Here is a 26,907-nt window from a genome sequence, read left to right as displayed (position 1 = left end):
TTAGATGCAGCAGCGCGCCAAAGGTTCCCGTCAGGAGCGGCATAGCCGGGCGACGACCGCCTCGGTCATGCGCTCGCAGCGGCTGCCGCCGAACGGGAAGGTCTCGGTCAAAGCCGGGCCGAGCTGCCGGTCGAGCGCTTCGCGCAGCAGGCTTCGGGCGCGGTGCAGCCGCGTCTTCACGGTCTCCGGCTTGAGCGAAAACAACTCGGCGGTCTCTTCGACGCTCATCCCTTCGACGATGCGCGCCACGAACACCGACCGGAAGCCGTCGGGCAATTCGTCGATCGACCGCTCCAGGACGTCTCGGATTTCGCTTCGCGCCATCGTTCGCTCCGGATCGCTCGTCATCGCCGACACCGGGAAGTTGATGATCTCGGCCTCGCTGGGGTTCCCGTCATAGCTGTCCCAATCGATCGTCGGACGCTGACGGCGACGCCGTCCGAGCGCCTCGTTGAGCGCGATGCGCGTCAGCCAGGTTGAGAAGGCCGCGTCACCGCGAAAGCCGTCGAGCGCGGTGAAGGCGCGCACCCAGGCTTCCTGCACGACGTCCTCGGCCTCGGCGTCGTTGCGCAATACACTGCGCGCCAGGCGAAACAGGCGCCGGTTGTAGCGCCCCGTCAGGGTGCGGATCGCCGGCTCGTCGCGCAAGCGCGCAAGCTCGACCAATTCCGCATCGGCGAGCGCATCGAGGAGAGAGCCGGCAACGGTTTGCACTGGCATCATGGGACGCACCGACATTCGACGGCCTCCGGGTTCAACCCCCATTGGATGCAGGTAAAGTCCAAAGGTTCCCGCATTCTGCCCCTGCCCGCGTTTACGGTGTTGCCGCGGCCAGTCCATCAAGCACAGCGTAGGCCGCGTTCACGCGCGCGGCGATCGGAAAATTCCGGTTCGCCAGCATCACCAGCCCGATCCTCTTCTGCGGCACGAACACGACATAGGCGGCAAAGCCGTTGGTCGATCCGGTCTTGTTGAACAAGGTGGGCGCCGACGGGGCGCGCTCAGGCACGAGCCGCGTCGCCGGGTGCGCATCGTAGGCCATCGTGTCGGCATTGCCGGCGAGCAGCCGCTCGCGCGTGACCGGATAGGGGTATTGCTCCCAGCCGAGCCCCTGCACCAGCTCGCCGGATTTGAAATAGCCGACCTGCGTGCCCTCGACCGCTCGGCGGATCGCCGGCGCAAGCGTCTCCGGCCTGACGTTGGCCTCGACCAGCCGGATCATGTCTGCGGCCGACGATTTCACGCCATAGGCTTCCGCGTCGAACATGCCCGGGTGCACGCGGATCGCCTTTCCTGCTTTGTCGTAGCCCCACGCATAGGTATCCATCGCGGCCGCAGGCACGTGGATGTAGCTGTGGCGAAGTCCGAGCGCGGGGAAGACCTTACTTTCGATCAGGTCGGAGAACTTCCCCCGCATGGCCAGCGCGGTCACATGACCCAGCAGCCCGATGCTCGGATTTGAATACTTGCGCTGCGTGCCCGGCGCGGCGGACGGCTTCCATTGCTTGAAGTAGGTCACCATCGACGCCTCGCCGCGCACGCTGTCGGGGAACTGCAACGGCAAACCGCCGGCCGTGAATGTCCCGAGATTGAGCAGGCTGGCGGCATCGATCGCGCTGCCACGCAGTTGCGGCATATATTTGCTCGCGTGATCGTCGAGCGAGAGCGTGCCTAGCGCCTGCGCGTAGCAGGCAAGCGTCGCGGTGAAGATCTTGCTGACCGAACCGATTTCGAACAGCGTATCCTTCGTCACCGGCGCGCCGGTCGCCTTCGCAGCAACGCCGTAGGCAAAGAAATAGTCGCGTCCATCGACGGTCACCGCGACGGCGATCCCAGGCACGTCATACTTCGCCAGCAATGGACGAAATGCAGTATCGACTGCGGTCGCCACCTGAGCAGGCGCGGGCGCGGCCCGCACGCCGGCTGCCTGAGGGCAGACAAACATGATGGCCGTGGCAAATGACATGGCAGCGCGGGTGACGGCGCTCATGGACGTCCTCTTCTGCTGTAACGATCTTGCGGCGCAGCTCAAAACAACGCGCCCTGCCCGTCGTCACTCGCCTCATGCTTGACGCGCGGCCGCGCAACCGCCTTCGGCTTCGGCGGCATCGGCGCCGGCGCGGCCGACAGATCGAGCGGCAAAATGAGCGCCGCATTGTCGTTGGCGGTACGGTTCACCGCCGTCGACACCGGCCAGGCCTCGAGCAAGTCGTCCGGCGCAGGCTGAATCAGCGCCTCGGCGGTGCGCGCGTCGACCTCGCCGCAATTGAGCCAGAGGTCGAAGGCGTCCGGCGCGATGATCACCGGCATGCGGTCGTGCAAGGGCGACAGCGTGCGATTGGCGCGCGTCGTCACGATCGCCGCGGTATCGACTTCCTCGCCGTTCGGCCCTTCCCAGGTCTCCCACAGGCCGGCGAAGGCCATGGGCTTTCCCGACCTGGCATGAATATAGAACGGCTGCTTCGGCCCTTTGCCGCTCGCCTGCCATTCGTAGAAGCCGTCGGCGGGGATGAGGCAGCGCCGCCGCTTCATCGCCGCGCGGAAGGCCGGCTTGTCGCAGACCGATTCGCCGCGCGCATTGATGATCAGCGAGAATTCGTTCGGGTTCTTCACCCAGGACGGCAGCAGGCCCCAGCGCACCAGCGCAAATTCGCGCTTGCCCTCGACGAGGCGCACGATGGCGATCGGCTGCGTCGGCGCGATGTTGTAGCGCGCCGGAAAATTCGGCTGCTCGGTATAGCCGAACAGCGCCCGCAGCGCCTCAGGCGCCGATGTGATCGCGTAGCGGCCGCACATGGCGAGAGATATCTGCCTTCGCGCCCGGCAGCGCAAGCTGGCCCGGCCGCCGCCGCTCATGCTAGAGCGGCGAGCCCTTCACCGGACGACCCGCTCCGTGGCCGACGAACGCCTCTATCCCACCCGCCCTTTCCTCGCCGTCAGCGCCGCGATCCTGCGCGACCGCAAGGTTCTGGTCGTGCGCCGGGCCCGGAAGCCGGCGCTCGGCGTCTACACCATGCCGGGCGGCGTGGTCGAAGCCGGCGAGACCCTGACCGAGGCGGTTACGCGCGAGGTCATGGAGGAGACCGCGATGACAATCGCCCCGGTCGCGCTGGCCGGGCACCGCGAGGCGGTCATCCGCGACGCCGAGGGCCGCGTCGAACGGCATTTCGTCATCCTCTGCTTCGCCTCGCGCTGGATTGCGGGCGAGCCGGTGCTCAACGAGGAACTGGACGACTTCCGCTGGGTCACCCTCGACGAGCTCAAGGCGCTCAAGACCACCGAGGGCCTCGCCGAGATCGTCGCCGCTGCCATGGACCGGCTGCGGGACGCCTGAACGGCCACGCCTTGCGGCTGCCGCAGAGCGGGCGCATATCAGCACCGATACGCGGGGGTCTACCTGAATTGAAGAAGCTTCTCACGCTCGCCGCCGTCATCCTCTGCCTGACGGCGCCAGGGCACGCCCAAAAACAGCAAAAGCAGCAGGCGCCGGAGCCGGCCCCGGCCGTCACCCCGGCCGCGCCCTACGATGCCGACCTGCAGCGGCTGGCCGAGATCCTCGGCGCGCTGCAGTACCTGCGCACGGTGTGCAAGGCCAATGACGGGCAGAAATGGCGCGACCAGATGCAGGCCCTGCTCGACGCCGAGGCCCCGGACGGCGAGCGCCGGCGCAAGATCGTCGCCAACTTCAACCGCGGTTACCGCGGGTTTCAGCAGACCTACCGCACCTGCACCCCCGCCGCCGACCTGGTGATCCGCCGTTATCTCGACGAAGGCGCCAAGATCGCCCGCGAAATCACCGCGCGCTACGCGAATTAATCCACAGCTTCAGCTGCCGCGTTAACCTTTCCTTTATTGTGCCCTGGGGCCGCGGTTTCCGCGTGATAACGTCCCTTTCGAGATTTGGGGACGGCGTCTGGGACGGACGCACGGTTTTAGAAGAAAGCAGGACCGGATGACCACCGCCGGAAGTTCCGTGCACGCGCGCGAGCCGCTGCCGGACCATGAACAGAAGCGGGTCGCCTTGGCCTATCTGCACGAGGCCTGGGCCGAGGCGCGCATCGACGGTATCGATGGCGACTGCCTGGCGCAGGCTTGCCTGTTCGCGGCGATGGCGGAATTCGTGACCACTTACGGCGAGGAAGCGGCGGCCACCTTCGCCGACGGGCTCGGCGCCCGCATCCGCAACGGCGAATTCACCATCGAGCAGGCGCGGCAGTAAGCCGTCAGCCGTAGAAGCCGAAATAGCGCTCCAGCACGGCTTCGACATCCGTCAGATAGAACGGCTTCTTCAGAAAGGCCATCACGCCGGCCGCATGCGCGCGGTCGGCGATGGCGTTGTCGACGGTCGAGGTCATCATCACCACGGCCACCTGCGGGTGCTCGCGCTTGATCTCCCACAAGGTCTCGAAGCCATTGAAGCCGGGCATCTGGTAGTCGAGAAACACCAGCCCGAAGCGGCCGGAACGCACTTCCTTCAGCGCGGCGATGCCTTCCGGCGCCTCATGGATGTCCAGCGAGAAGCGGCTGGCGGCGAGGATCTTGCGCACGATGCTGCGCATTGTGGAGGAGTCGTCGACGATCAGCACGCGCGTCGGCAGGCGCGTGCGCACGCAGAGCTCCGCGAACTTCTTCGCTTCCGCGAGATTGGTCGGCCGCCGCAGCACGCCGTCGACACGGTCGCCGCCCTGCGGCGCGGTACCGCAGACGAACACCAGCGGCGCCGGGCGCGTGGAGCGCGCCGCCGCGATCACCGCCGCGCGCGTTTGCTCCGGCAACGCGGCGTCGACGATGCAGATGTCTGCCCCTTGCCGCTCCAGGGTCGTGCGCGCTTCCGCCGGTTCCTGGGCGAACAGGTCGACGGGCACGGAAATGCCGCCGGCGCCGCGCAGCCAGAGATCGCGCTCGGCGGCGGGCGCTCCGACCAGGAGCATGCGCAACGATAGGAGTTCGCCTCCCGTGGTCATTTCCTCGATCCGGTACCCGGCATACGCGGGCTTGGGTCTAAATGAGCACGCGCGATAGTTGACCGTAAGTGGTTTTCAATTCGAGAAGATCGGCCCCAAGCAGAAGCCTGGGGACAACTATGTTAGGTAGCGAAATACTACCTCTGGTCAAGCCCGCCGGCAGCGGGTTCCCTGCTGGCAGCTGCCGGGGAGGCGCTTACGTTGCCCTCTTGGTTCTGGCAAGAACGGCGAAGTTGCAGAGGATTGGCAATGCAGGCAGCTCTCCTTCCCGACCGCGGCGTGATCAAGGTCGTCGGTGACGATGCGCGAAAGTTCCTCAACGGGCTCGTCACCTGCGATATGGGCAAGGTATCCCCCGCCGCTGCCCGTTTCGGCGCGCTGCTGACGCCGCAGGGCAAGATCATCGCCGACTTCATCATCGCCGAGGCGGCGGAGGAGGACGGCGGCGGCTTCTTCCTCGACTGCCCGCGCGCACTGGCGCGCATGCTCGTCGAGAAGCTCAACTTCTACAAATTGCGCGCCAAGGTGATCGTCGAGGACCTGTCCGAAGTGCTCGGCGTGATGGCTGTATGGGATGGCGCGCGCGAGACCGAGTACGGCCTCTGCTACGCCGACCCGCGGTTGCCGGCGCTCGGCACGCGGCTCATGCTGCCGCCGCATCTCGCGGCCGAGGCCGCCGCCGATCTCGGCGCGACGCTCACCGAACCCGAAGCCTATGAAGCCTATCGCATCGCGCTCGGCGTACCGCGCGGCGGCGCGGATTTCATGTATGGCGACGCCTTCCCGCACGAAGCCGACATGGACCAGCTCGCCGGCGTCGATTTCGACAAAGGCTGCTATGTCGGCCAGGAAGTGGTGTCGCGGGTGCAGCATCGCGCCAGCGCGCGCAGCCGCGTCGTGCCGGTCGTCTATGACGACTTCGCGCCGATGAACGGGCTGCCGGTCATGGCCGGCGAGAAGGAGATCGGCGTGCTGGGCGCGACCGCCAACGGCCGCGGCCTGGCGCTTTTGCGCCTCGACCGTGTCGCCGATGCGCAGGCGGCCGGCGTGCCGCTCACCGCCGGCGGCATCACCGTGCGCCCGGTGAAGCCCGACTGGGCGCATTTCGACTGGCCGCAGGGAACGGCGTCGTGAGCGCCGTGCTGCACGAGGACGGCCGCAAACGCTGCCATTGGCCGAAACAGGATCCGCTCTACGTCGCCTATCACGACGAGGAGTGGGGCGTGCCGGAATACGACGACCGCGCGCTCTACGAGAAGCTCGTGCTCGACGGCTTCCAGGCCGGGCTGTCGTGGATCACGATCCTGCGCAAGCGCGACAACTTCCGCAAAGCCTTCGACGACTTCGAACCGGAAAAGATCGCGCGCTACCGGCCGGCCAAGATCGAGAAGCTGATGGGCGACGCCGGCATCGTGCGCAACCGCGCCAAGATCGAGGGCGCGGTGCTTTCGGCGCGCGGCTGGCTCGATATCCAGGAGAAGGGGCCCGGCTTCTCGGCGCTGCTGTGGGACTTCGTCGACGGCAAACCGAAGATCAACCACTTCAAGACGCCGGCGCAGATCCCGACCGAAACCGAGGTCTCGCGCAAGCTGTCGAAGGAGCTGTCGTCGCGCGGGTTCAAATTCGTCGGCCCGACTATCGTCTACGCCTTCATGCAGGCGGTCGGCATGGTCAACGACCACCTCACGACCTGCTTCCGCCATCCGGACAACGAACCGGCGAAACGCCGCTAGTGCGCCCTACTCCGCCTCGGCGCGCATGCGCTGCACGGCGATGGCCTCGGCGCCCATCCATTTCGCCTGCATGGCCTGGTGCACCAGCACGCCAAGCGCCGGCGAATGCGGCCGCCCGCGCACGGTGACGAGCGCGATCTCGCGCCAGATCTCGGGCTCGACCAGCGGACGGATGACGATGTCACTGCGCTCGGGCAGGCAATATTGCGGCATGAAGCCGAAGCCGAGCCCCGCCGCCACCATCGCCAGGATCCAGTCGTCGCGCTCGCTGCGATAGACGCGATTGACCTTGGTGCCGGCCTCGGCGAACAACTCCCGCGCGACGTTGACGTATTCGCAGTTGGCGCGGTTGAGATAGCGCTCGCCATTGAGCTCAGCCGCGCGTACGGCGTTGTGACTGGCGAGCCGGTGCCGCTGCGGCAGCGCGATCATGAACTGTTCGCGGAACAGCGGCATCAGATGCAGCCGCTCGTCCGCACTCTCCGGAAAGCAGGCGATTGCCGCTTCGATCTCGCCGTCGACCAGCCGCTTGTGCAGCGTGGCGGCATCGGAGTCGGCGATCTGCAGTTCGATATCGGGATGATCGTCGTTGATGCCCGAGATGAGCTCGACCAGATTGCCCGGGCCGATCGTGCACATGACTCCGAGCCGGAGCGGCGTGCGTTTGAGCGACGCGTATGCGTGCGCCGCGGCCTTCGCCTGTGCCGACTGGCGTGCGACTTCGGACAGATAAGGCTGCATGGCGCGGCCGAGCTCGGTCAGCACCGTGCCGCTCTGGTCGCGGTGAAACAGCCGGCCGCCGAGCTCGTCCTCGAGCTGCTTGATCGCGCGCGTCAGCGACGGCTGCGCGACGTGGCAGGCCTCGGCGGCGCGCGTGAAATTCAACGCCTCGCAGACCGCCAGGAAGTACCGGACCTGGTGCAATTCCATCGTGAAAGGCCATCCCGCTGGACGGCCACATGGCGCCCCCGCCCCCCGTCCATAGCCACTATGCATCAAAACGAAAGCCAAGCGGTATTGGCGGAAGCGCATGGCTAACGGTCTTAATGCCGGCGGTTCGGACAGCCGAACCTGTCGCCCCGGCCCCCTTCATGCGCCGGGCCGGCGCCGTTCGCACATTCACCGGGACTGCCCGCCATGACCCAGCTCACGCTCGCCGCCTCCAACCCGACGCTCGGCCCGATGCCGCCGCACCAGCGGGCGCATGACGTGCGCAATCTGCTCGCGACCATCGGCCTGCACCTGGAGCGGCTGGAGAAGCTGTCCGGGCCGGGCGGCAGCAAGGCCGCGAGCGCCGCGCTCGCCCTCATCAGCCGCGGCGGCACGTTGTGCACAGGCGCGTTGGCGGAAGCCGCCGGTCCGCGCCCGCTCGGCCGCCGGCGCGGCTTCGATCTCGTGCGCACCATCAACGAGGTTGTCGCGGTGCTCGCCCCGGCCACGCCGGACGGCTTCGACTTCGTCGTCGCCGGCGACGGGCCGGTAATCGTGCTCGGCGACCAGACCGAGGTCTTCCGCATCCTGTTCAACCTGGCGCAGAACGCCGTCGCCGCAGCGCGCGCCGGCGTCCGCCTGACGACGCTGACCTTCTCCGTCAGCCGCAGCGCGGCCGGCGTCACCGTGCGCATCGCCGATGACGGCCCGGGCTTGCCGCCGGCAGTGAAGAGCAAGCTCTTCCGCACGCCCGAGCAGGGCGCACAGGGCTTCGGCCTCGCCATCGCGCGCGAACTGTCCGAGCGCAATGGCGGACGCCTGTCTTATGTTGCCGGCCGTGGCGCGACCTTCGTGCTGGAGTTGCCGCAGGCTGCCGGCCGCGAGCTGGCGCATGGCGCCGCCATGCCCTCGCTTGGTCGCCGTCACGCCGGTTGAGGCAGGCGGGCTGATTGCCGGCGGCGCGGCGTGCTAGACAGCGCCGATGACTCGGTCGCCGAAGCCCAAGCCGACAAAGACCGCCCCCCGCGCCTGGCAGCGCATGCTGTCGGGGCGCAGGCTCGATTTGCTCGACCCCTCGCCGCTCGACGTCGAGATGGAGGACATCGCGCACGGGCTGGCGCGCGTGGCGCGCTGGAACGGGCAGACGCGCGGCGAGCACATCTTCTCGGTGGCGCAACACGTGCTGCTGGTCGAGGCGCTGGCGCGCGCGAAGGCGCCGCGGCTCGATGCGCGCGGACGGCTGGCGGTGCTTTTGCATGACGCGCCGGAATACGTCGTCGGCGACATGATCTCGCCGTTCAAGGCGGTCATCGGCGACAGCTACAAGGCGGTGGAACATCGCCTGCTCGCCGCCATTCACCTGCGCTTCGGCCTGCCGGCGAAGCTGCCGGCGGACCTGACCGCGCTGATCAAGGCCGCCGACCGCAACGCCGCCTGGCTGGAGGCCACACGGCTCGCCGGCTTCGCCGACGATGAGGCGCGCAAGTTCTTCGGCGCGCCGCCAAAATATTCCGCCGCGCTGATCCGCGATTACCTGACGCCGTGGCCGGCCGACACCGCCGAAACGCGACTCGTCGAACGGGTCGAGACGTTGCTGCGCGTCGGCGGGCCGGCGAAACACACGTCACAGATATGACGCACCTGGGGACTAGATCGCGGCCATGATCCACGTCTGCTCACTCGCCCGACTCTACGCCACCGTCGAGGAAACCCGCGCCCGTCACGTCGTCACGTTGCTGCGCCTGAGCGACCGCGTGCAATGGCCCGACCATATCGTGCCGGACAACCACCTGATCCTCGCGGTCGACGACATCGTCGATGCCGCCGAGGGCTACACCGTGCCGGCGGAAGAACACGTCGGCCGACTGATCGCATTCGCCAACCAATGGGACCGCAAGACGCCGATGGTGGTGCACTGCTTCGCCGGCATCAGCCGCTCGACCGGCGCTGCCTTCGTCGCCGCCTGCGCGCTCAATCCGAAGCGCGACGAGAACGAGATCGCGCGCGCGATCCGCAACGCCTCGCCGACCGCGCAGCCGAACACGCGCATCGTCGGCGTTGCCGACCGCCTGCTCAAGCGCAACGGGCGCATGATCGCCGCGGTCGAGGCGCTTGGCCCCGGCGAGCCGGCCACCGAAGGGCATCCGTTCCGGCTCGATCTCCACTAGGCGCTCGCGCTAGATTGCCGCCGGCAGACAGCGGGGGCGACAGGTGGGCGAGCACAAATACGGCGTGGTCACGCCGGGCATTCTCAAGAGCTATGACGGCCTCGGCTTCCTCCAGGCGATCGTCGACGGCACGCTGCCGCAGCCGCCGATCGGTGAGACGCTCGGCTTCCATCTCGTCGAGGCGGAGCCGGGTCGCGCCGTGTTCGCCGGCACCCCGGAGTTCCGCCATTACAATCCGATCGGCACCGTCCATGGCGGCTTTGCCGCGACGCTGCTCGATTCGGCGCTCGCCTGCGCCATCGCCACGACGATGAAAAAAGGCGACGTCTGGACGACGCTGGAATTGAAGCTCAACTATGTGCGCGCGATGACGACCGAGACCGGAGTCGTGCGCGCCGAAGGCCGTGTCATCCATCGCGGCCGCAGCGTCGCCACCTCGGAAGGCGATATCAAGGACGCGGCCGGCAGGCTCTACGCCCACGCGACCACGACCTGCATGATCTTTCCGGCGAAGGACTAGCCTACTTGTTGTCCGCGGTGATCGATGGCCGCAGGCCGAGCGGCTGCGCCGAATGACGGCGCTCATGGTGCTCGGCCGCATGCGACAGCGCCGCGTGCGCTTCGTGCTTGGTGAATTCGCAAGAGGCGAAGCCGAGGCCGGAGATGGAGCCGCGGAAGCTCTTATCGCTCGTGCGTTCCAGATTGAAGCAGGGCTGGAACGGCAGGCCGTGCAGCGAGGCGCAGACCGCCTCGCCCTTCACGCGCAGCGTGCCCGCCGGCAGCCGCGCGTAGCGGACGGCGCCCTCGCCCTGGAACTGAATGGAGCCGACGACCGAGCCATCGGAAAGGATGCGCCCCTGCCCGCGCGTGCCTTCGAAACAGGTGTAGTTGAACAGCTTGCCGATGACGAAATGGCGCGCCTCTTCGGCCGACATTTCCCCCGCAAGCGCCGGGACGGCGGCCACAAGGCCGACCAGCAACGCTACCCCACGCAACATCGCAACGACTCCGAACTGACGCCACCGGCACACAAGACGGCCCGTTGTGACGAGCCTATCCGATTATGCCGCAGGTTCGTCGCCAAATCCTGAACATGTTTACCCGATCTTGACCACGATTCTGCCGCGCACCTCCCCGTTGAGGATGGCCGCGGCAGCCTTGGGCACATCGGACAGCCCGATTTCGGTAGTCATCGCGGCCAGTTTTTGGCGGTCCAACTCGTTTTCCAGCCTTTTCCACGCTGTTTTTCGCCGCTCCAGCGGGCACATCACCGAGTCGATGCCGTAAAGACACACCCCGCGCAAAATGAAGGGCGCGACCGAAGTTGGTAAATCCATGCCGCCGGCGAGGCCGCAGGCGGCCACCGCGCCGCCGTAGCGGGTCATCGACAGGAGGTTGGCGAGCGTGGTCGAACCGACGGCGTCCACCGCGCCGGCCCAACGCTCCTTGGCGAGCGGCTTGGCCGGTCCGGTGAGTTCCTGGCGCGGAATGATCTCGGCCGCGCCGAGACCCTTGAGGTAATCGGCCTCCTGCGTCCGGCCGGTGACCGCGTGCACGGTGAAGCCGCGCTTCGCCAGAATGGCGATCGCCACCGAGCCGACGCCGCCATTGGCGCCGGTGACGGCGATCGGCCCGCGTTCAGGCGTGAGGCCGTGCTGCTCGAGCGCCATCACCGCCAACATCGCCGTGTAGCCGGCGGTGCCGATGGCCATCGCCTCGCGCGCGCTCATCGTCGCCGGCAGCGGCACCAGCCAGTCGCCTTTCACGCGCGCTTTCCCGGCATAGCTGCCGAGATGCGTCTCGCCGCAGCCCCAGCCATTGAGGATGACCTTGTCGCCCGGCTTCCACGCCGGATGCGTCGAGCTCTCGACCGTGCCGGCGCCATCGATGCCGGCGATCATCGGGAAGCGGCGCACCACCGGCACCTTGCCGGTGACGGCCAGGCCGTCCTTGTAATTCACGGTGGAGTATTCGACCCGGATGGTGACGTCGCCGTCCATCAGATTGGCTTCGTCGAAGTCCGTGAGCGAAGAGCGCGTGCCGCTCTCCGCCTTCTCGATCACGATCGCCTTGAACGGTCCCACGCGCGCCTCGTCCCGGTTGAGCTTTGTCCGGGATTCATGACGCGCGCGGGGGCCCCGCGCAAGCGGTCAGGCCGTGGCGGCAGCCGTGCGCGTCACCGGCTCCTCGACGATCGGCAGGTTGATGATCGCCGACATCACCCCGAAAAAGATCGCGAGATACCAGACCGGGTTGTACGAGCCGACATAGTCGTAGACCAGGCCGCCGAGCCAGACGCCGAGGAAGCCGCCGACCTGGTGGCTGAAAAAGGCGAAGCCGAACAGCATCGCCAGCCAGCGCGTGCCGAACATCGTCGCCACCAGCCCGGACGTCGGCGGCACGGTGGAGAGCCACAACAGCCCGGTAACCGCGCCATAGATCAAGGTCGCCGGCGTGCTCGGCGGCAGCACGATGAAGACCAGGATCGACAGCGCGCGCGCGAAATAGATGATCGACAGGATGTAGCGCTTCGGCATGCGCGAGCCGAGATAGCCGGACGCGATCGAGCCGATGATGTTGAACAAGCCGATCGTCGCCAGCGTCCAGCCGCCGACCTCAGCGGACAGGCCGCGGTCGACGAGATAGGACGGCAGGTGGACCGTCGTGAAGGCGAGTTGGAAGCCGCAGGTGAAGAAACCGATCACCAGCAGCACGTAGCTGCGATGTGCGAAGGCCTCGCCGATCGCCTCGCGGAACGACTGCTTCGGCGCGGCGACGACAGGCGCTTCGGCGCGCGGCGTCGCCAGCGCGACGGCGAACGGCACGATGATCAGCGTCACCGCAGCGAAGATCACGAGCGCGCTCTGCCAGCCGAATTTGTCGATCAGCGCCACCGCGATCGGCGAATAAAGGAACTGACCAAATGAGCCGGCGGCGGTGCCGAGGCCGAAGGCGAGCGAGCGCCATTCGCCCGGCAGCAAGCGGCCGAAGGCACCGAGCACGATGGTGAAGGAGCAGCCCGACAGGCCGAAGCCGATGAGCAGGCCGGCGGATACGTCGAGTGTGCCGCCGGTCGTCGCGTGCGACATCAAGGCAAGGCCACCAGCGTACAACAGCGCGCCGACGATGAGCACGCGGTTGGCGCCGTAGCGGTCCGCCAGTCCGCCGGCGAAGGGCTGTCCGACGCCCCACATCAGGTTCTGGATGGCCAGTGCCATCGAGAACACGTCGCGGCCCCAGTGATGCTCCTGCGACATCGGCGTCAGGAAGAAGCCCAGCGCCGAGCGCGGGCCGAAACTGATCATCGCGATCAGGCAGCCGCACACGACGACCACCGCCGGCGTCCGCCAGCCTGCCGCGCGCACCGCGGATTGCATTGACATGGTGATCTCGCCCCTTGCCGCACCGACTGTCGGCGCGGGGGCGGGACATTAGCCCCGCACCGTCCCATCAACAAAGCGAATATTCGTGATCGAACCCATCGCGCGTGCGCATGGATCGACGCCACCACAGGCAGCGGTCGGTGCCGACAAACCGCCGTCGCGGCTACATCTTTTGCAGGATCGCGGCTTCGTGCGCCGTGGTCTTCGGGTCGCCCCAGCGCGGCTCATCCGCGCCGTCGCCCCAGTTGCGCGGCCGGTAGAAGATGAGGCCGCCGAGGCGATCCATCCGTCGCATCTCGCCGACCCAGTCCGGATGCGCCCAGTAGTCGTGATAATGCGTCGATTTCGCCACGTCGGGCATCCACAATTTGCCGTCGAGCGTGTCGCGCGCGATGCGCTTGGCGCGCTCCCAGGCATCGGGCTCGGTGACGACATCCGGCTTGCCGTCGCAGGCGAAGGTGAACTGACAGGCGAGACGGCGGCCGGCGTTCTGATAGACGACGCCGCAGACGTCCTTCGGATAGAACGGCGAGAAAACACGGTTGAGCACCACCTGCGCCACCGCGATCTGCGCTCGCACCGGCTCGTCGCGCGATTCGAAATAGACGGCATTGGCGAGGCACTTCTCGGCGCGGGCGCGGGCGCCGCCGGCGAGCTTCAGACGTTCGGCCGGCGACTTCGGCCGCGCATCCTCGCCGGTGACGATGCCCTTGGCGGCGACGCTTTCGCCTTCGTCCTCGCCGCGCGTCACCACCGGCGCCGCGCCCGGAGACCAGGGCGCCAGTTGTTCCGATGGCGCGAGTGGCGCTGCGCCGAAGAAGACCCGCGAAGACTCCCGCCCCGTCGGCTTGTCGGCATCGGGACGGGTCAGACGCAGCGGCGCCAAATCGCGATGCAGATCGATGTCGAACGTCGTCGACGCATCGGGCGTCGGCGGCGGAAAATCGGATTGCGAGTACGGATCGAAACGGTCGTCGTCCTTGTGCAAGGCGGCGTCGACCTGCGCGTTCGGCACCGGCGCGATCGCCAGCGCCGGCGGCAGCGGCGGCAGCGGCCTGCGTTTGCGCGGCACCAGCGCGTCGCGCTTGTCGCGGCGGTTGACCGCGGGGAACTGCAACGGCGCGCTGCCGTCGCCGAGCTGCTGCGAGCCGATCGCGGCCGTCAGATCGAGCGGATCGAAATTGGCGAGCGCATAGAGCGGCGGATGCGGGATGCGCGTGCCGAGCGGGCGCGGCATGCTGAACATTGCGACGTGGATCGTACCGAAGGGCGAGGCGATGAGATGTTCGCGCCAGCGCTGCGCGACGCCGGGCTGGTGCACGAGCAGCGCACCGAGATCCGAATAGGCGACGGTGGTCGGGACCAGGATCATGAGCCAGGCGACAAGCCCGACACGAATCCACCTCGGCCGTCGGCGCACCAGCGCGTTTCGATGCCGTCCGCTCACGCCACACCACAACAACAGAGAACGCCGCAACGCGCGGCGTTCGACTGACACCGTTATGGCCCGATTAACCTTGCGAAGCGGTTAACCACGATCGTGACGCCGCCGCCGGTTGCCGGGCGTTAACCCTATTGCAAGCCGTCGCCGTCAAAATCGCGCAAATTTCAGACGACGGGGCAACATGTTAGCGACGGATTTCGCAGGTGAAGTTCCCGGCGGCGTCCTTCTTGCGGCGGCGCTCGGTGTCTGCGCCCTCTCGCTCGCGCTCACCCGGAATCGCACCGGGCGCGCGCAGAACCGCCGCCTGCTCGACGCCATCGACAACATGTCGCAAGGCCTGTGCATGTTCGATGCGCAGACGCGCATCGTGGTGGTCAACCGCCGCTATCTCGAAATGTACAAGCTCTCGCCCGATGTGGTGAAGCCCGGCTGCACGCTGCGGCGGCTCATCGAGCACCGCAAGCAAACCGGTCTGTTCGTCGACGACGTCGACTCTTATTGCCAGCGCATCATCGACAGCGTGAAACAGGGCGGGAGCACGCCGATTTACGTGCAGGCGAGCGACGGCCGCATCGTGCTGGCCAGGAACGAGCCGCGGCCCGGCGGTGGCTGGGTGTCGACGCACGAGGACATCACCGAGCGGCGGCAGGCCGAGGAAGAACGCGCGGCCATCCGCGAGCAGGAGAGCCGCCGCTCGGCGATCGAGGCGGCCATCGCGGCGTTCCGGCCGATCGCCGAGCGTCTGCTCGACAGCGTCGGCGCCAGCGCCAGCGCCATGCGCTCGACGGCGGGCGCACTGTTCGGCTTCTCCGAGCAGACGACGACGCGCGCCCAAAGCGCCGTGGACGCCTTCAACGAAGCGTCGACGAACGTCGACGGAGCGGCCGTCGCCGCCGACGAACTGTCGCATTCGATCGCCGAAATCAGCCGGCAACTGACGCAGACCGGCACCATCGTCGCGCAGGCGACCGACGAGGCGCGGCAAACCGACACCGAGATCGCCGCGCTCGCCGCCGGCGCGCAGAAGATCGGCGACGTGGTCAAGCTCATCCGCGACATTGCCGGACAGACCAACCTGCTCGCACTCAACGCCACCATCGAGGCCGCGCGTGCGGGCGAGGCCGGCAAGGGCTTCGCCGTCGTCGCCTCGGAAGTGAAGTCGCTTGCGGTGCAGACCGGCAAGGCGACCGAGGACATCGCCAGCCACATTCTGGCGGTGCAGGACTCGACCGCGGCCGCGGTGGACGCGATCCGCCACATCGCCATGCGCATGCAGCAGATCAACCAGAACACGGTGGCGCTCGCGGCGGCGGTGGAAGAGCAGAACGCCGCGACCGGCGAGATCTCGCACAACGTCACCAGTGCGGCGAAGGGCACCAGCGACGTCGTCGGCGTGCTGGGCGACGTCGCGCACGCGGCGACCGAAACGCGCGGCTCCGCGCAAGTCGTGCGCGACGCCTCGCAGACGGTGGAGACGGCGGTCGCCGATCTTCGCCTCGAGGTCGAGAACTTCCTCGGCCAGGTGGCCGTGTAACCCCCTAAGCCTGGCTCGCCGCGGTCTTGCCGAGCGCCGCCTGCGCCGCGGCAAGCCGCGCGATCGGCACGCGGAACGGTGAGCACGAGACGTAGTCGAGCTTCGCCTCGTGGCAGAAGGCGACCGAGGCCGGGTCGCCGCCGTGCTCCCCGCAAATGCCGACCTTGAGCTTCGGCCGCACCGAGCGGCCGCGCTCGACGCCGATCCGCACGAGCTCGCCGACGCCTTCCTGATCGATCGACACGAACGGGTCGGCCGGCAGGATGCCGCGCGCGGTGTAGATACCGAGGAAGCTCGCCGCGTCGTCGCGGGAAATGCCGAGCGTCGTCTGCGTCAGGTCGTTGGTGCCGAAGGAGAAGAACTCCGCCGTCTCGGCGATCTCGTCGGCCTTCAGGCAGGCGCGCGGCAATTCGATCATGGTGCCGACGTCGTAATCGAGCTTGGCGTTCTGCTCCTGCTCGACCGCCTTGGCCATGGCGTCGATGCGCGCCTTGATGATGTCGAGCTCGGCCTTGGTGGCGATCAGCGGCACCATCACTTCCGGCGCCACCTTCTTGCCGGTGCGGCGCTCGACCTCGACCGCCGCCTCGAAGATGGCGCGCGCCTGCATCTCGGCGATTTCCGGATAGGCGATGGCGATGCGGCAGCCGCGGAAGCCGAGCATCGGATTGAACTCGGCGAGCTCCTGCGCGCGCCCCGCGAGCTTCTTCGGATCGGTGCCCATCGCGGCCGCCACTTCGGCGATCTCTTCCTCGCCGTGCGGCAGGAATTCGTGCAGCGGCGGATCGAGCAGGCGGATCGTCACCGGCCGTCCGGCCATGATCTCGAACAGCTCGATGAAGTCGTTGCGCTGCATCGGCAACAATTTGGCGAGCGCCTTGCGGCGCGCGGCTTCGTCGTCGGCGAGGATCATCTCGCGCACCGCCTGGATGCGGCCCTCGTCGAAGAACATGTGCTCGGTGCGGCACAGGCCGATGCCCTCGGCGCCGAAGCGCACGGCGGCCTTGGCGTCGGCCGGCGTGTCGGCGTTGGCGCGCACGCCGAGCTTGCGCACCTTGTCGGCCCAGCCGATCAGCGTGGCGAACTCGCCGGAGAGCTGCGGCTCGACCATGTCGACCTTGCCGGCCAGCACCTGGCCGGTCGAGCCGTCGACGGTGATGTTGTCGCCCTTCTTGAAGGTCTGGCTGCCGGCGGTCATCGTCTGCGCATTGTAGTCGACGCGCAGCGAGCCGGCGCCGGAGACGCAGGGCTTGCCCATGCCGCGCGCGACCACGGCCGCGTGCGAGGTCATGCCGCCGCGCGTGGTGAGGATGCCCTCGGCCGCATGCATGCCGTGGATGTCCTCAGGCGAGGTCTCGACGCGCACGAGGATGACCTTCTTGCCGTCGGCCTTCAGCTGCGCGGCTTCGTCGGAGGAGAACACGATCTCGCCCGAGGCGGCGCCGGGCGAGGCCGGCAGGCCGGTGGCGATGACGCGGCGGTGCGCGCGCGGATCGATGGTCGGATGCAAAAGCTGGTCGAGCGACAGGGGCTCGACGCGCAGCACCGCTTCGTCCTTCGTGATCAGGCCCTCGTGGGCGAGCTCGACGGCGATGCGCAGCGCGGCCTTCGCCGTGCGCTTGCCGTTGCGGGTCTGCAGCATCCACAGCTTGCCCTGCTCGATCGTGAACTCGAGGTCCTGCATGTCGCGGTAGTGCTGCTCGAGCGTGTTGTAGATCCTGGTCAGTTCGCCGTAGGCATCGGGCAGCGTCTTCTCCAGCGACGGCTTGTCGGATCCGGCTTCCTTACGCGCGGCCTCGGAGATTTCCTGCGGCGTGCGGATGCCGGCGACGACGTCCTCGCCCTGCGCGTTGATGAGGAATTCGCCGTAGAGCTTCTTCTCGCCGGTCGACGGATTGCGGGTGAAGGCGACGCCGGTCGCCGACGTCTCGCCCATGTTGCCGAACACCATGGCCTGCACGTTGACGGCGGTGCCCCAGCTTTCCGGAATGTTGTGGAGACGGCGATAGGTGTTGGCGCGCTGGTTCATCCACGAGGAGAACACCGCGCCGATGGCGCCCCAGAGCTGCTGGTGCGGATCCTGCGGGAACGGCTGACCGAGTTCGTCGTGCACGCGCTTCTTGTAGCGCACGACCAATTCCGCCCAGTCGTCGGCGGTCAGGTCGGTGTCGAGCGAATAGCCCTGTCGCTCCTTGTGGTGGTCGAGCAGTTCCTCGAAGTGCTCGTGGCCGACGCCGAGCACGACGTCGGAATACATGGTGATGAAGCGGCGGTAGCTGTCATAGGCGAAGCGGCGGTCGCCGGACTTCTTGGCCAGCGCCTCGACCGTCTCGTCGTTGAGGCCGAGGTTGAGCACCGTGTCCATCATGCCGGGCATGGAAGCGCGGGCGCCGGAACGCACCGAGACGAGCAGCGGGTTCGACTTGTCGCCGAACAGCTTGCCGGTGATCTTGCCGACCTGCGCCAGGGCCTTGTCGACCTGCGCCTCGAGATCCTTCGGGTACTGCTTGCCGTTGGCGTAATAGTAGGTGCAGACCTCGGTCGTGATGGTGAAGCCGGGGGGCACCGGCAGGCCGAGATTGGCCATTTCGGCGAGGCCCGCGCCCTTGCCGCCGAGCAGTTCACGCATATTGGCCTTGCCCTCGGCGCGGCCGTCGCCGAACGAATAGACCCACTTGCCCTTCCGCGGCGCCGAGGCGGCCGGCTTTGCCGGCTTCTCCAGCGACTTCGCGACCGAGCGCACGATCGAGCGCGCGGCGGAGCGCACCGCCTGCCGCGCCAAAGTCCCGGCGATGGCGCCGGCCAGACCGCCGCCGATCAGCGCGACGCGCTTGCGCGTGGAGCTTTTCGGAGCCGACGTCTTGGCCGCCTTGGGCGCAGGCTTCTTCGACGGGATCTTCCGGGCGACCTTGCGGGCAGCCGGCTTCTTCGACTTCGACTGAGCGCGCGAGGTTTTTTTGCGTTTGGCCATGGCTCAAAAATGCGTTGGAAGGGCGGGTTCCGCTCTAGAAGCACCCGGAGCGGGGCGGCGCAAGCCCTCCGAGGGTGAACCTTAGTGGATGATGCCGAGGCCGATCAGGCCGACGACGATCAGGTACGCAGCTACGATGAAATTCAGCAGCCGCGGGATGATCAGGATCAAGACGCCGGCGATGAGCGCGACGATCGGCTGCAGATGCGCGAGATTGATCATGGAAAAGTCCTTGGCGGGGAGGTCCGGGGTCAGAACGGGTGCGGCGGCGGATGAGTTCCATCTTTGTCTTCCCTCTCCCCGCATTGCGGGGAGAGGGTGGCGAGGACCGGCAGGTCCGAGCCGGGTGAGGGGCAATGCACAGCCCCTCACCCGACGCGCCATAGCGCGACGCGCTATGACGCGTCGACCTCTCCCCGCAATGCGGGGAGAGGTAAGCAACAGGCCACCGCACCGATTCGAATGTCAAACAGCCATGGGAAATCGCCCGTGTTGTTTGAACGGCCCCGGGTGAGCCGGCCTTCCCCTTGGTCCCCCGACCCGCAGGGGCTCGGGGAGTCCTTCCCCGGCAAGAAAGCCGAGGGTGTGGCGCGCCGATGGGCGCGACACTCTTGCCTTGTGCCGTACTCCTCTCTCGAGAAGCACGGGCGCCTCTCGGCGCGCCACAGCGGTGTCGTGTCACGGCGTACGGGCCACGCTTTCGAGAACGTGGACCAGCCACGCCTGTCAGCCAGCTCCTGGCGGCAGGTCGTAGTGCCTGCGAGTGGAGCCCCGTCGCCGCCCGGAAGTCCGACATGCGTTTTGCCGAACCTGCGGGCACCGCATCCGCTCCCGTCAATCGAGACGCCTCGCGACGACGCCCCCGGCTGAAGCGGACGATGGGATCATAGGCCAACGGATAGGACCGGTCAATAGTCCTAATTAAAAGAATTTGTGCTGCGATGCTTGCTTATCCCTCCCCCGCTTGCGGGGGAGGGTGGCGCGCGCCAGCGCGCCGGGTGGGGGAAATCTCAATTTTGGCGGACACCCCACCCGGCTCCGCGCTGCGCGCGGAGCCACCCTCCCCTTTCAGGGGAGGGATTGAGCCGTTCCTAACCCTCGATCTTCGAGAAGTCCGCCACCGCGCGCGTCGCCTCGCGGATTTCGTTCAGGAGCTTGAGCCGGTTCTCGCGCACGGCCTTGTCGTCGGCGTTGACCTTCACCTTGTCGAAGAAGGCGTCGACCGTCGGCCGCAGCTTGGCGATTGCCGTCATCGCGCCGGCGAAATCTTCCTTGGCGACGGCGGCGCTCGCCTCCGCCTTGGCGGCGGCGACGGCGGAAGCCAGCGCCTTCTCTTCCGCCTCGACCAGCAGACTTGCGTCCGGCGCGCCGCTATAGCTGCGCTTGTCCTTCTTCTCCTCGATGCCGAGGATGTTCGAGGCGCGCTTGACGCCAGCCAAGAGGTTCTTGCCGTCATCGGTGTCGAGGAATTTGCCGAGCGCCTCGACGCGGCGGACGATCAGCAGATGCGAACTATTCGAGTACGCACGAAACAACTGCGTCGAGACCTTGCCGCTATCCTGCAAGTCGCCCTTGTCGCCGTGATAGACCATATGGCCCGCAGCGATGACGGCGTCGACAAGATCGTGGCGAGCGCCATTTTCACGCAACTGAACCTTTAGGCGCTCATTGAGGAAATCGTTTAGTTCGCTCGCTTTTATTACCGAGTCAGTGCGTATCTTCGATTTGTCGAATTGATCACGTAGGACAAGCTCCAAATTGAACTTCAGCTCACTTTCAAGAATGATTCGAATAACCCCCAACGCCGCTCTCCGCAGCGCATACGGGTCCTTCGAGCCCGTCGGCTTCTCGTCGATCGCCCAGAAACCGACCAGCGTATCGATCTTGTCGGCGAGCGCCACCGCAATCGACACCGGATCGGCCGGCACCAGATCGTCCGGGCCCTTCGGCTTGTAGTGGTCCTCGCAGGCGTGTGCGACCGCCTCGTCCTCGTTCTGGGCCTCGGCGTAATACTTGCCCATCAGGCCCTGCAATTCGGGGAATTCGCCGACGACCTCCGTCAGCAAATCCGCCTTGCAGAGTTGCGCCGCGCGCTCGGCCTTAGCGCGGTCGGCATCGACCAAAGGCGCGAGTTCGCCGGCGAGCGCGACGATGCGCGCGATGCGCTCTTCCTGCGTGCCGAGCTTCTCGTGGAACACGATCTGCGAAAATTTCGGCAGCCGCTCTTCCAGCCGCGTCTTCAGGTCGGTGTCGTAGAAGAACTTGGCGTCCGACAGCCGCGCGCGGATGACGCGCTCGTTGCCGGCGACGATTGATCTGCCGCCGTCGGTCGCTTCTTCATTGGCGACGAGGATGAATTTGTTGACCAGCTTCGCCGTCTGCGGATCGCGCAGCACGAAGCATTTCTGGTTGGCGCGGATGGTGGCGCGGATGACCTCGTCGGGAATGGCGAGGAAGGCCTTGTCGAACGAGCCCATCAGCACGACCGGCCATTCGACCAGGCCGGAGACTTCCGCCAGCAGGCCTTCGTCCTCGACCAGTTCGAAGCCTTGCGCGAAAGCGAGGTTCCTGGCGTCGTGCAGGATCGTGTCGGCGCGGCGCGCCGGATCGAGCACGACCTTGGCATCGTGCAGCTTGGCGACGTAGTCATCGAAGCGCCGCACCGTGAACGGCGCCGGCGCCATGAAGCGGTGGCCGCGCGTCGTGTTGCCGGACGCGATGCCGTCGATCTCGAAGCGAACGACCTCCGGCTCTTCCGTCTCCGGACCGAACGTCGCGACGATCGAGTGCAGCGGCCGCACCCAGTTGAGCCTGCCCGAACCCCAGCGCATCGACTTCGGCCACGGGAAGCCGCGCACCACCTCGGGCACGATGTCGGCGATCACTTGAATCGCCGGCCTGCCCTTCTTCTCGGTGACGGCGACGTAGAAGTCGCCCTTCTTGTCGGCCTGGACTTTCGCCTGATCGATGGAGGCGAGCCCCGCGGCACGGAGGAAGCCGGCGATCGCCTGCTCGGGCGCGCCGACCTTCGGACCCTTGCGCTCCTCCTTCACGTCCGGCTGCTGCGCCGGCACGCCGTGCACGGTCAGCGCCAGGCGGCGCGGCGTGACGAAGGCCCTGGCGCCCTCGTAGACGAGGCCGGCGGCGACCAGGCGGTCGGTGACCATCTTCTTGAGGTCGTCGGCCGCGCGCGCCTGCATGCGCGCCGGGATCTCTTCGGAGAACAGTTCGAGCAGAAGGTCGGGCATGGGCCTCAACGCGTTTCGGGGTTGGCAGAGCCATAAAGGGCCGGACAGAGGGCGTCCAGCCGCAATCGGCCTACCAGCCGCCGCCGCCGCCTCCACCGCCGCCGCCGCCGGAGCCGCCACCGCCGCCGAAGCCGGAGGAACCGGACGAGACCGTCGCGGCGCTCGCCAGCGCGCTCGACATGCCGTTGACCGTCGCGGCGACCGCGCCGCCGAAATTGCCGCTCGACCATGCGCCGCCGCTCGACCAGCCCGGCTGGTAGCTGCGCATCGGATCGGGATCGTCCGGATGCGCGCGCTTGAGCGCCGCGGCGAAGGCGTCGGCCCACGGCTTCTCGACGTCGAGCGCGACGGCATAAGGCAACAGCGCCTCGAAATGGTCGGGGGTAATCTCCGGCGCCTGCATGTTGAGCCGGTCCTTCTCGGCGGTCTCGAGGTAGAGCTTGAGGCCGTCGAGCTGGTCCATGACCGGGCGGCCGAGCGCGGTCGGCGCCTTCATCAGATAGAGGAACAGCCCGTTCACCGCGGCGAAGCTCGACACCAGCACGAAGGGAAACGGATCGTCGGACACGAAGTCGCGCAGCGCCGGCCAGCCTTTGCTCAGGATTTCGACAGCCCCGTGCAACACGTTGACGAAGAACGTGACGAAGACCAGCAGGAAGGCGATCCAGACGAAGGCGGCGACCTTGCCGGTGCCGGCGTGGATCGACTGCACGATCGGCATGACGAACATGCCGATGAAGAACGCGGCGACGCCGAGGCCGATGAGGATGACGATGTCCTGGTCGCGCAGGCCGCCGAAGGCGATCTCCCAGGCGACGACGCCGACCGTCAGCACGGCGCCGAACACGACGTAGCCGAGGTTACGGCGGAAGAAGCGGTTGGCGTTCTCGGTCTCGACCGCCGTCGTGAATTTCTTGGCGAGATCGGCGACCGTCGCGCTGAAGGCGGAACTGATGGTGATGCTGCCGCTGCTGGTCTTCACCTTGGCGAGGATGGCGCGCTCTTCCGACGACAGCGGCACGCGGCCCTGCGGATCGCCGTCGGTCGCCGTCAGCGTCAGCGTCTTGCCGGCCTGATCGAGCCGCAGAAGGCCCTTCACGGCCAGCGACAGGGCCGCGGCGGTGAAGGCGCGCCATTTCGCGCGCCACAGTCCCCAGTTGTGGACGTAATTGGCGAGCGCCGGCGAGATGCCTTGCGGCGGATGAAACAGCGGGATGACGATGCCGCGCTTCGGATCGCGACCCACCCTGCCCCACGCCATTGCGTAGTAGCCGAGCACGACGAGGAAACCGATGCCGCCGACGATCCAGTTGCGGTTGTCGTAGAGGCGATACCAGAGCAGCGTATTGGCGCTCGGCGGATCGACCGCGCCCGCCGGCAGCGCCGCGACGACGGTGAGCCCCTCCCCCGGCGCCAACTGTCGCGTCGTCGACACGGCGAGCGTGCCGTCGGCGCCTATGCCGCCCTGAAAGTCGCGGCCGCGCACACCGATCCGACCGGTAAAGGCGATCCAGCGCAGCGGCGCGAGGCCGTCGGCGAGATGAAGTCGATAGCTCGCCTGCTCGACGGGGAAGCGCCAGAAATTGCCGGTGACGTTCCAGTTCAATTCCGGCTTGCCGTCGAACCATCGCACCTGCCGCGAGGTGCGATAGACGAACACGTAAGTGTGCTCGCCTTGCGCGATCAGCGCGTCCTTGGAGCCGGCGTAGATGCGGATAAAACCGTGCTGCCGCTCGGTGTGATAGGGCTCGGCCCTGCCGTCGCGCGCGACGCTGACGAGCGAGAAGAAGACTTCGCGCACGTGGCCATCGGCGTCACGGAACAGCAGCGGGAAGTCGCGATAAATGCCGTGGCGCATCGCGGCGCCTTCGGCGCGCACGCGCAGCGTCTCGGTGACGGTGAGCTCGCCGTCTTTGGCGAGCGTGACATCCGAGACCAACGAGTGGATGACTTCGGCGGCGTTCGCGCGGCCCGCGACAATGACCGCGGCGAGCAGCATCGCGACGCGAAACATACGGCTCATCGCGCTGCCGTGAGATCGACGGTGGGCACCGCGCGTTCGGCGGCGTCCGCCAGTTCGAAGAAGGGGCGCGCGGCGAAGCCGAACATGCCCGCGATCAGATTGCTCGGGAACGACTGCACCATGACGTTCATGTTGCGCGCCGCGCCGTTGTAGTAGCGCCGCGCCATCTGCAGGTCGTCTTCGAGCGCGCTGAGCTGCTGCTGCAGCGCGAGGAAGTTGGCGCTGGCTTTCAGGTCGGGATAGTTCTCCGACAAGGCGATCAGGCGGCCGAGCCCGGCCGACAGCGCGCCTTCCGCCTGTGCGCGGGCGGCAACGTCATTGATCGGCACCGCCTGCGCGGCGCCGCGCAATTGCGTCACCTCGTCGAGCACATTGCGCTCGTGAGCGGCGTAGCCTTTGACGGCCTCGACCAGATTGGGGACGAGATCGGAGCGACGCTTGAGTTGCACGTCGATGCCGCTCCAGGCCTCGTCGGCCATCTGGCGCGTGCGCACGAGCCTGTTGAAGACGACGGCCACGTAGGCCACGACGACAACGACGATCAGGATGATCAGCCAGGTCAACATGGGGGTTGGTCGTCCGCCGAGATGGGAAGGTTGAAATGCAACTCCGCTTCACCCTCCCCTGGAGGGGGAGGGTCGGCGCGCTTTCTTCTCCCCTCCCCCTTGTGGGGAGGGGTCGGGGGTGGGGGTCGCCGCAATGGCGTCCAGAATAGCGCCCATGACACCATCGATATTTGAAAGCACGTCGTTGTTCCAAAAGCGCAGCACGCGATAACCATCACGCTGTAAGCGTTGAGCCCGCTTTTCGTCTTCGGCCACTCGCAAACCGTGCTGCCCGCCATCGAGTTCGACGACGAGCTTGAGCTGGTGGCATGCGAAGTCAGCGATATAGGGCCCGATTTGCACTTGCCGCCGGAAATGAGAGCTCTCCAGAGGCAGTCTGTGCCGCAAGTGCCACCAAAGTTTCCGTTCCGCCTCAGTCGGTTCTTCGCGCATCCGTCGCGCGAACGCACGTTGCGGCGGCGCCATCGCACGATCGGTGCTCGCCCACGCTCGCTGCTCGTCTCGGTCTGATGGAGTCACTTTATGCACGACCCCCACCCCTAACCCCTCCCCACAAGGGGGAGGGGAACAGGCCCTCACGAGGGTGAAGCGTACAAGGTTACGGCCGTTTAGCCAGCCCCGCCGCCGTCGGTGGCGAGCCAGGCTTCGCCGCAGGCTTTCGCCAGCTCGCGCACACGCAAAATGTAGCTCTGCCGCTCGGTGACCGAGATGACGCCGCGGGCGTCGAGCAGGTTGAACACGTGGCTCGCCTTGATGCACTGATCGTAGGCCGGCAGCGCCATCGCGTGCCGCGTATGTTCGGCGTTCCAGCCGTCGGCGAGATACTTCTTGCAGGCGCCCTCGGCCATCTTGAACTGCTCGAACAGCATCGCCGTGTCGGCGAATTCGAAATTGTGCCGCGAATATTCCTGCTCGGCCTGCAGGAAGACGTCGCCGTAGGTCACCTTCTTGTCGCCGTCGAGACCGTTGAAGTTGAGATCGTAGACGCGCTCGACGCCCTGCACGTACATGGCCAGGCGCTCGAGGCCGTAGGTCAATTCGCCGGCCACCGGATTGCACTCGAAGCCGGCGACCTGCTGGAAGTACGTGAACTGCGACACTTCCATGCCGTCGCACCAGCACTCCCAGCCGAGACCCCAGGCGCCCAAAGTCGGGCTCTCCCAGTCGTCCTCGACGAAGCGAATGTCGTGCACGCGCGGATCGATGCCGATCGCCTTCAGCGAATTGAGATACAGGTCCTGGATGTCGGCGGGCGACGGCTTCAGGATGACCTGGAATTGATAATAGTGCTGGAGGCGGTTCGGGTTTTCGCCGTAGCGGCCATCCTTCGGCCGGCGCGACGGCTGCACGTAGGCGGCGTTCCACGGCTTCGGGCCGAGCGCGCGCAGCGTGGTCGCCGGATGGAAGGTGCCGGCGCCGACTTCCATGTCGTAGGGCTGCAGCAGGACGCAGCCCTGCCCCGCCCAGTACTGCTGCAGCGTGAGGATCAGTCCCTGGAACGAGCGCGCGGGGTCGAGATTGGCCGCACGCGCCGCGGGTTTGGCGAGAAGGTCGGCTTCAGCCATCGCTTTAAGTTTCTTCGGCGCTTTGAAAGGTGGCGGACCCTATCGGCGGGGGTCTGGGGGGTCAAGCAAGGGCACCGTCGACCGGGCTTGTCCCGGTGACCCCGATAAGCCGGGCAATGTGCCCTCCTAAGCGCGATGGCCGGGACAAGCCCGGCCATGACAAGCGAGTGGAGCCTAAAGGCGAAACTCGCCGCTGACCGGATCGCGGCGCAAGGTCGGCCGGCGCTCCTGGTCGCGGATCCGCACGCGGGCGCGGCGGGCGTCGAGCTCCTCGTTCACGCGCTTCACCTCGGTCACCACCCACTGCACCACCATGGCGCCGCCGAGCGCGGCGAACGACCATTTGACGAGCGGCGACAACAGGATGTGCGGCATCGG

General features: G+C 67.1%; 27 protein-coding genes. 10 read left to right on the top strand and 17 right to left on the bottom strand.

The genetic code is table 11. The features are described 5' to 3' along the window. Positions 1-30: 30 nt before the first annotated feature. The 3 genes from VGV41_RS02715 to VGV41_RS02705 all read right to left on the bottom strand — a co-directional run bounded on the left by VGV41_RS02715 (position 31) and on the right by VGV41_RS02705 (position 2,796). Entirely contained in the window at positions 31-720 is a 690-nt protein-coding gene (locus tag VGV41_RS02715; protein ID WP_326862183.1) for an RNA polymerase sigma factor, read from the bottom strand. A gap of 94 nt (positions 721-814) precedes the next feature. Beyond that, positions 815-1,966: a class C beta-lactamase gene (gene ampC / locus VGV41_RS02710; protein WP_414705050.1), complete on the bottom strand. Its 1,152-nt coding sequence runs from the start codon at positions 1,964-1,966 to the stop codon at positions 815-817. A 62-nt stretch (positions 1,967-2,028) separates the two neighbouring features. Continuing rightward, the gene (locus VGV41_RS02705; RefSeq protein WP_326862109.1) at positions 2,029-2,796 is read right to left on the bottom strand and encodes an SOS response-associated peptidase; all 768 of its coding nucleotides are present in this window, start codon (positions 2,794-2,796) and stop codon (positions 2,029-2,031) included. A gap of 97 nt (positions 2,797-2,893) precedes the next feature. Here VGV41_RS02705 and VGV41_RS02700 point away from each other — a divergent pair, with 97 nt between their 5' ends. The 3 genes from VGV41_RS02700 (at position 2,894) to VGV41_RS02690 (ending at position 4,219) form a co-directional block, all read left to right on the top strand. Then, positions 2,894-3,334, top strand: coding sequence for an NUDIX hydrolase (locus VGV41_RS02700; protein WP_326862108.1), 441 nt, complete (start codon positions 2,894-2,896; stop codon positions 3,332-3,334). A gap of 107 nt (positions 3,335-3,441) precedes the next feature. Continuing rightward, entirely contained in the window at positions 3,442-3,816 is a 375-nt protein-coding gene (locus tag VGV41_RS02695) for a TIGR02301 family protein (RefSeq protein WP_414705049.1), read from the top strand. A gap of 136 nt (positions 3,817-3,952) precedes the next feature. Beyond that, positions 3,953-4,219 (top strand): hypothetical protein, encoded by a 267-nt coding sequence (locus VGV41_RS02690; RefSeq protein ID WP_326862106.1) that lies wholly within the window; start codon positions 3,953-3,955, stop codon positions 4,217-4,219. 4 nt (positions 4,220-4,223) lie between these two features. Here the strand turns inward: VGV41_RS02690 and VGV41_RS02685 are convergent, their stop codons facing one another. Further along, positions 4,224-4,964, bottom strand: a complete 741-nt coding sequence (locus VGV41_RS02685; RefSeq protein WP_326862105.1) for a response regulator — start codon at positions 4,962-4,964, stop codon at positions 4,224-4,226. Between the two features lie 249 nt (positions 4,965-5,213). Between VGV41_RS02685 and VGV41_RS02680 the strand changes: the two genes are divergently transcribed. After that, on the top strand, positions 5,214-6,098 hold the full coding sequence (locus VGV41_RS02680; protein WP_326862104.1) for a folate-binding protein: 885 nt from the start codon (positions 5,214-5,216) through the stop codon (positions 6,096-6,098). Then, a complete protein-coding gene (locus tag VGV41_RS02675; RefSeq protein WP_326862103.1) occupies positions 6,095-6,697 on the top strand; it encodes a DNA-3-methyladenine glycosylase I in 603 nt (200 codons plus the stop codon). The genes VGV41_RS02680 and VGV41_RS02675 overlap by 4 nt, the downstream gene beginning before the upstream one ends. Positions 6,698-6,703: 6 nt before the next feature. Here VGV41_RS02675 and VGV41_RS02670 read toward each other — a convergent pair whose 3' ends face one another. Next, positions 6,704-7,627 (bottom strand): LysR family transcriptional regulator, encoded by a 924-nt coding sequence (locus VGV41_RS02670; RefSeq protein WP_326862102.1) that lies wholly within the window; start codon positions 7,625-7,627, stop codon positions 6,704-6,706. A gap of 207 nt (positions 7,628-7,834) precedes the next feature. Between VGV41_RS02670 and VGV41_RS02665 the strand changes: the two genes are divergently transcribed. From VGV41_RS02665 to VGV41_RS02650, 4 genes are read left to right on the top strand one after another with little or no spacing between them, the layout of a single operon-like run. Next, positions 7,835-8,563, top strand: a complete 729-nt coding sequence (locus VGV41_RS02665; RefSeq protein WP_326862101.1) for a HAMP domain-containing sensor histidine kinase — start codon at positions 7,835-7,837, stop codon at positions 8,561-8,563. A 46-nt stretch (positions 8,564-8,609) separates the two neighbouring features. After that, on the top strand, positions 8,610-9,263 hold the full coding sequence (locus VGV41_RS02660; RefSeq protein WP_326862100.1) for an HD family hydrolase: 654 nt from the start codon (positions 8,610-8,612) through the stop codon (positions 9,261-9,263). 25 nt (positions 9,264-9,288) lie between these two features. Continuing rightward, positions 9,289-9,795 carry a tyrosine phosphatase family protein gene (locus VGV41_RS02655; RefSeq protein ID WP_326862099.1) on the top strand — a complete coding sequence of 169 codons (507 nt, stop codon included), beginning with the start codon at positions 9,289-9,291 and terminating at the stop codon, positions 9,793-9,795. Between the two features lie 43 nt (positions 9,796-9,838). Further along, positions 9,839-10,315 (top strand): PaaI family thioesterase, encoded by a 477-nt coding sequence (locus VGV41_RS02650; protein ID WP_326862098.1) that lies wholly within the window; start codon positions 9,839-9,841, stop codon positions 10,313-10,315. Position 10,316: 1 nt separating this feature from the next. Here VGV41_RS02650 and VGV41_RS02645 read toward each other — a convergent pair whose 3' ends face one another. The 4 genes from VGV41_RS02645 to VGV41_RS02630 form a co-directional block, all read right to left on the bottom strand. Next, a complete protein-coding gene (locus VGV41_RS02645) occupies positions 10,317-10,793 on the bottom strand; it encodes a hypothetical protein (protein WP_326862097.1) in 477 nt (158 codons plus the stop codon). A 99-nt stretch (positions 10,794-10,892) separates the two neighbouring features. After that, positions 10,893-11,879 (bottom strand): MDR family oxidoreductase, encoded by a 987-nt coding sequence (locus tag VGV41_RS02640; protein WP_326862096.1) that lies wholly within the window; start codon positions 11,877-11,879, stop codon positions 10,893-10,895. Positions 11,880-11,945: 66 nt separating this feature from the next. Beyond that, a complete protein-coding gene (locus VGV41_RS02635) occupies positions 11,946-13,178 on the bottom strand; it encodes an MFS transporter (RefSeq protein ID WP_326862095.1) in 1,233 nt (410 codons plus the stop codon). Between the two features lie 163 nt (positions 13,179-13,341). Next, positions 13,342-14,550 (bottom strand): cell wall hydrolase, encoded by a 1,209-nt coding sequence (locus VGV41_RS02630; RefSeq protein WP_326862094.1) that lies wholly within the window; start codon positions 14,548-14,550, stop codon positions 13,342-13,344. A 253-nt stretch (positions 14,551-14,803) separates the two neighbouring features. Between VGV41_RS02630 and VGV41_RS02625 the strand changes: the two genes are divergently transcribed. Beyond that, a complete protein-coding gene (locus VGV41_RS02625; protein ID WP_326862093.1) occupies positions 14,804-16,156 on the top strand; it encodes a PAS-domain containing protein in 1,353 nt (450 codons plus the stop codon). 4 nt (positions 16,157-16,160) lie between these two features. Here VGV41_RS02625 and ppdK read toward each other — a convergent pair whose 3' ends face one another. The 8 genes from ppdK to VGV41_RS02585 all read right to left on the bottom strand — a co-directional run bounded on the left by ppdK (position 16,161) and on the right by VGV41_RS02585 (position 26,904). Beyond that, the gene (ppdK, locus tag VGV41_RS02620) at positions 16,161-19,127 is read right to left on the bottom strand and encodes a pyruvate, phosphate dikinase (protein ID WP_326862092.1); all 2,967 of its coding nucleotides are present in this window, start codon (positions 19,125-19,127) and stop codon (positions 16,161-16,163) included. 81 nt (positions 19,128-19,208) lie between these two features. Then, a complete protein-coding gene (locus VGV41_RS02615) occupies positions 19,209-19,349 on the bottom strand; it encodes a DUF3096 domain-containing protein (RefSeq protein ID WP_326862091.1) in 141 nt (46 codons plus the stop codon). 869 nt (positions 19,350-20,218) lie between these two features. After that, on the bottom strand, positions 20,219-22,375 hold the full coding sequence (glyS, locus tag VGV41_RS02610; RefSeq protein ID WP_326862090.1) for a glycine--tRNA ligase subunit beta: 2,157 nt from the start codon (positions 22,373-22,375) through the stop codon (positions 20,219-20,221). A gap of 70 nt (positions 22,376-22,445) precedes the next feature. Further along, positions 22,446-24,389, bottom strand: coding sequence for a DUF2207 domain-containing protein (locus tag VGV41_RS02605; RefSeq protein WP_326862089.1), 1,944 nt, complete (start codon positions 24,387-24,389; stop codon positions 22,446-22,448). A gap of 5 nt (positions 24,390-24,394) precedes the next feature. Then, positions 24,395-24,964, bottom strand: a complete 570-nt coding sequence (locus VGV41_RS02600) for a LemA family protein (RefSeq protein ID WP_326862088.1) — start codon at positions 24,962-24,964, stop codon at positions 24,395-24,397. A 48-nt stretch (positions 24,965-25,012) separates the two neighbouring features. Beyond that, on the bottom strand, positions 25,013-25,429 hold the full coding sequence (locus VGV41_RS02595; protein WP_326862087.1) for an endonuclease domain-containing protein: 417 nt from the start codon (positions 25,427-25,429) through the stop codon (positions 25,013-25,015). A gap of 143 nt (positions 25,430-25,572) precedes the next feature. After that, entirely contained in the window at positions 25,573-26,529 is a 957-nt protein-coding gene (locus tag VGV41_RS02590; RefSeq protein WP_326862086.1) for a glycine--tRNA ligase subunit alpha, read from the bottom strand. A gap of 174 nt (positions 26,530-26,703) precedes the next feature. Further along, positions 26,704-26,904 (bottom strand): hypothetical protein, encoded by a 201-nt coding sequence (locus VGV41_RS02585; protein WP_326862085.1) that lies wholly within the window; start codon positions 26,902-26,904, stop codon positions 26,704-26,706. Positions 26,905-26,907 lie beyond the last annotated feature (3 nt).

The organism is Pseudolabrys sp. (assembly GCF_035943735.1).
Classification (GTDB): Bacteria; Pseudomonadota; Alphaproteobacteria; order Rhizobiales; family Xanthobacteraceae; genus Pseudolabrys.
The sequence above is the reverse complement of the archived record's forward strand: the minus strand, read 5'-3'. Positions and strand labels throughout refer to the sequence as shown.